Consider the following 2,759-nt stretch of genomic DNA (forward strand, 5'->3'; position numbering starts at 1 on the left):
TAAGCGGAAAAAAAGTTATAATAGGTAAAAACTACTTTAAAATCAAAGACTTGGTAGAACTTGCCAAAAGCATCGATGCGGTTGATATTGTAGAAAATGAAGTAGAGCTTAAAAATGCAATTTTAAAACATCTTAAAAACAATAACATTGACATTGACTTAGAGGCTTTAAGAAAAGATATTTATAACTGTTATATCAAATCAATAAAAGAGGTTTTAAATGGATAGTTTAATCAAAATAGCACAGGAGTTTTACATCGGCGAGATAAACGATAAAATTTTATACACAGAACTTGCGAATCTCATTTCTGATAAAGAATTAAAAGAAAACATATTAAAAATAGCAAAAACTGAAGAAAAGCACGCAAATTTTTGGCAAAGGTTCATTATTTCAAGAGGTGGACAGCTGCCAAAAGAAAAGATAGATAGAAAAAAGCTGTTTCTCTTAAAGTTTTTATCAAAGTTTATAAATCCGATTATTTTTATATACTTAGCAGAGCTTGGAGAAGATAGAGCAGTTAAAAAATACTATGATTTTTACAAAAATGCAGATTTGACAGAGTATGAAAGAAGCTCTCTTAAAAATATTATCTCAGATGAGATAGAACATGAGACATATTTTTTAAACCAAGTTGAAAATCTCGGGCTTAACAATGTTAGAGATTTGATTCTTGGAATGAATGATGGATTGGTAGAAATCTTAGGAGCAGTTGCAGGCTTGACAGCAGTATACACAACAAATCCACAGATAATTGGAATAAGTGGTATAGTTGTAGGTCTTGCCGGAGCTTTGTCTATGGGAATTGGTGCTTATCTTTCTGTTAAGTCTCAAAAACAAATCAATATGCATATTAACGAAAGAAATGAAATCCTTTTAAATACAAACATAGAAAAAAGCTATGAACTTTTTGAAGAAAAATTAAAGGAAGACAACATACCACAAGAAGCAATAAAGGAAATTATAAATGTTTTAAGAGAAAAGAAAGTAAATTTATCAAGCATTTTTATAAAAGAAACCCATGAAAACGAAATCAAGTCAGGAGTCCTTACAGGTTTTTCATACCTGCTTGGAACAGTCTTTCCAATAACTCCTTTTTTTATCTTTTCAAATTCTTATTATGCTTTAACAGTATCGTTCTTTTTAGCTTTATTAGTTTTATCTATGGTTGGAGTTTTTGTTGCACTATTTTCGGGAATTTCTATAAAGAAAAAAGTTTTAGAAATGATAATAGCAAGTTTATCAGCAGCTGCCATTTCTTTTTCCTTTGGTAAAATATTACAGCATTTTTTTAACATTGAAACATAAAGGAGAATTTTTATGCCGTATAGTATGACAGGGTTTACATTTGTAAAAAAAGTGCTTGATGATTATGAAGTAAACATAAAAGTAAAAAGCCTAAACAACAAATCAATCGATATTTCTATTAAAGGCGATAAAAACGTTTTGATGTATTTAGACCTTGAGATAAGAAAGTTAGTTCAACAGTATTTTGAAAGAGGAAGCTTTCAGCTTTATATAAATATAAACTCTTTAACACCAAAATTTATCGTAGAGCCTGAAAAACTTACTCAGTATGCTAACGTAGTCAGAGAGATAACTAAACAAGCAAGCATCTATCTTTCAGATGATAAACTTTATGAAGTTACAATCGGAATGATAGTGAATAATAACAACGTAGAGGAAGAGCTTGATGATACACTTAAAGAAAACATTCTAAATGCTGTAAAAGAAGCTTTAAATGCTTTGAAAGAAGAGAGAGAAAGAGAGGGAAAATCATTAATATTAGATATAGAAAGTAGATTAAATAAGATTGAAGAGATGTTGAAAGAAATTGAAGAGAAAAAAGAGAAAGTTTTAGAAAGTGCAAAAGAGAAAGTTTATCAAAAAGTTAAACAGCTTCTTGGAGAAAACTATTCTGAAAGAGCATTTATTGAAGCTACTTTATTAGCTGATAAGCTTGATATAACAGAAGAGGTTGTAAGACTAAAAACTCATATCCAAAGATTTAGAGAGCTGCTGAATCTAAACGAGCCGATAGGTAGGAAGCTTGATTTTATGTGTCAAGAGATGCTTAGAGAAATAAACACGCTTGGAAACAAAATGCCTGATTTTAGCAAGTTTACCGTAGAAATGAAAACAGAACTTGAAAAAATAAGACAGCAAGTTCAAAACATTGAGTAAGTGTTTGTCTAATATATAGACTGTCTGCGAATAAAATAAAAATATTCCTTGTAGAGGTAAGAAATTAGTAATTTTTATAGAATTTAAAAAAGAGATTCTTTGGACTTACGGCCTCAGGATGACAGGAAAGGGCTGATTGATAAACATTAGAAAAAGGGCAACCTTATTTGTCATTCTGAGCGAAGCGAAGAATCTCATACTTCTACCTAATTTCTAATCCGACGTATTGCTTACATCTTAAACAAAATTTGATAAATACATTGCAGTTACAGTGTCCATTGTTTGGACATGATTTATAATCCATGGTTTAAAAACATTCTCAAGGTAATCTTTTACTGTTTTTATATCCCCTTTTTCTTTGAGCATCTTTTCTAAGGATTTTAACTCATACAAAACTCTGTCATGCTCTGCTCTGTGCATTGGATATGCAAAAAAGTTGTATTTTTCCATTAATCCTTGCTCAAATGTAAAATGATTGATAACATCATTTAAAAACTCATCAAAGTATTTTAAAATTTCAGCTATATCTTCATTTTTCATGATTGCATCATAAAGCTTATTTACTATTTCAATCTCTA

Annotated in this window: 3 protein-coding genes and 1 pseudogene; 3 read left to right on the forward strand and 1 reads right to left on the reverse strand. The window is 29.8% G+C overall.

Going from position 1 to position 2,759, the window contains the following annotated elements; translation table 11 throughout:
- From SULYE_RS08460 to SULYE_RS07500, 3 genes and pseudogenes are all read left to right on the forward strand, one after another.
- Positions 1-227, forward strand: a pseudogene (locus SULYE_RS08460) (3-deoxy-D-manno-octulosonic acid transferase); the annotation flags it as partial.
- Positions 220-1,305, forward strand: coding sequence for a VIT1/CCC1 transporter family protein (locus SULYE_RS07495; protein WP_007548104.1), 1,086 nt, complete (start codon positions 220-222; stop codon positions 1,303-1,305). The pseudogene SULYE_RS08460 and the gene SULYE_RS07495, both read left to right, overlap by 8 nt.
- A gap of 12 nt (positions 1,306-1,317) precedes the next feature.
- Positions 1,318-2,181: a YicC/YloC family endoribonuclease gene (locus tag SULYE_RS07500; protein WP_007548105.1), complete on the forward strand. Its 864-nt coding sequence runs from the start codon at positions 1,318-1,320 to the stop codon at positions 2,179-2,181.
- Between the two features lie 237 nt (positions 2,182-2,418).
- Here the strand turns inward: SULYE_RS07500 and SULYE_RS07505 are convergent.
- On the reverse strand, positions 2,419-2,759 hold a 341-nt coding region (locus tag SULYE_RS07505; RefSeq protein WP_007548106.1), incomplete at its 5' end, for a bacteriohemerythrin.

Source organism: Sulfurihydrogenibium yellowstonense SS-5 (assembly GCF_000173615.1).
In the GTDB taxonomy this organism is placed as follows: Bacteria; Aquificota; Aquificia; order Aquificales; family Hydrogenothermaceae; genus Sulfurihydrogenibium; species Sulfurihydrogenibium yellowstonense.

Coding starts and splice junctions, on each gene's coding strand:
- SULYE_RS07495 (WP_007548104.1), top strand. CDS start 220: ATGGATAGTTTAATCAAAATAGCACAGGAGTTTTACATCGGCGAGATA.
- SULYE_RS07500 (WP_007548105.1), top strand. CDS start 1,318: ATGCCGTATAGTATGACAGGGTTTACATTTGTAAAAAAAGTGCTTGAT.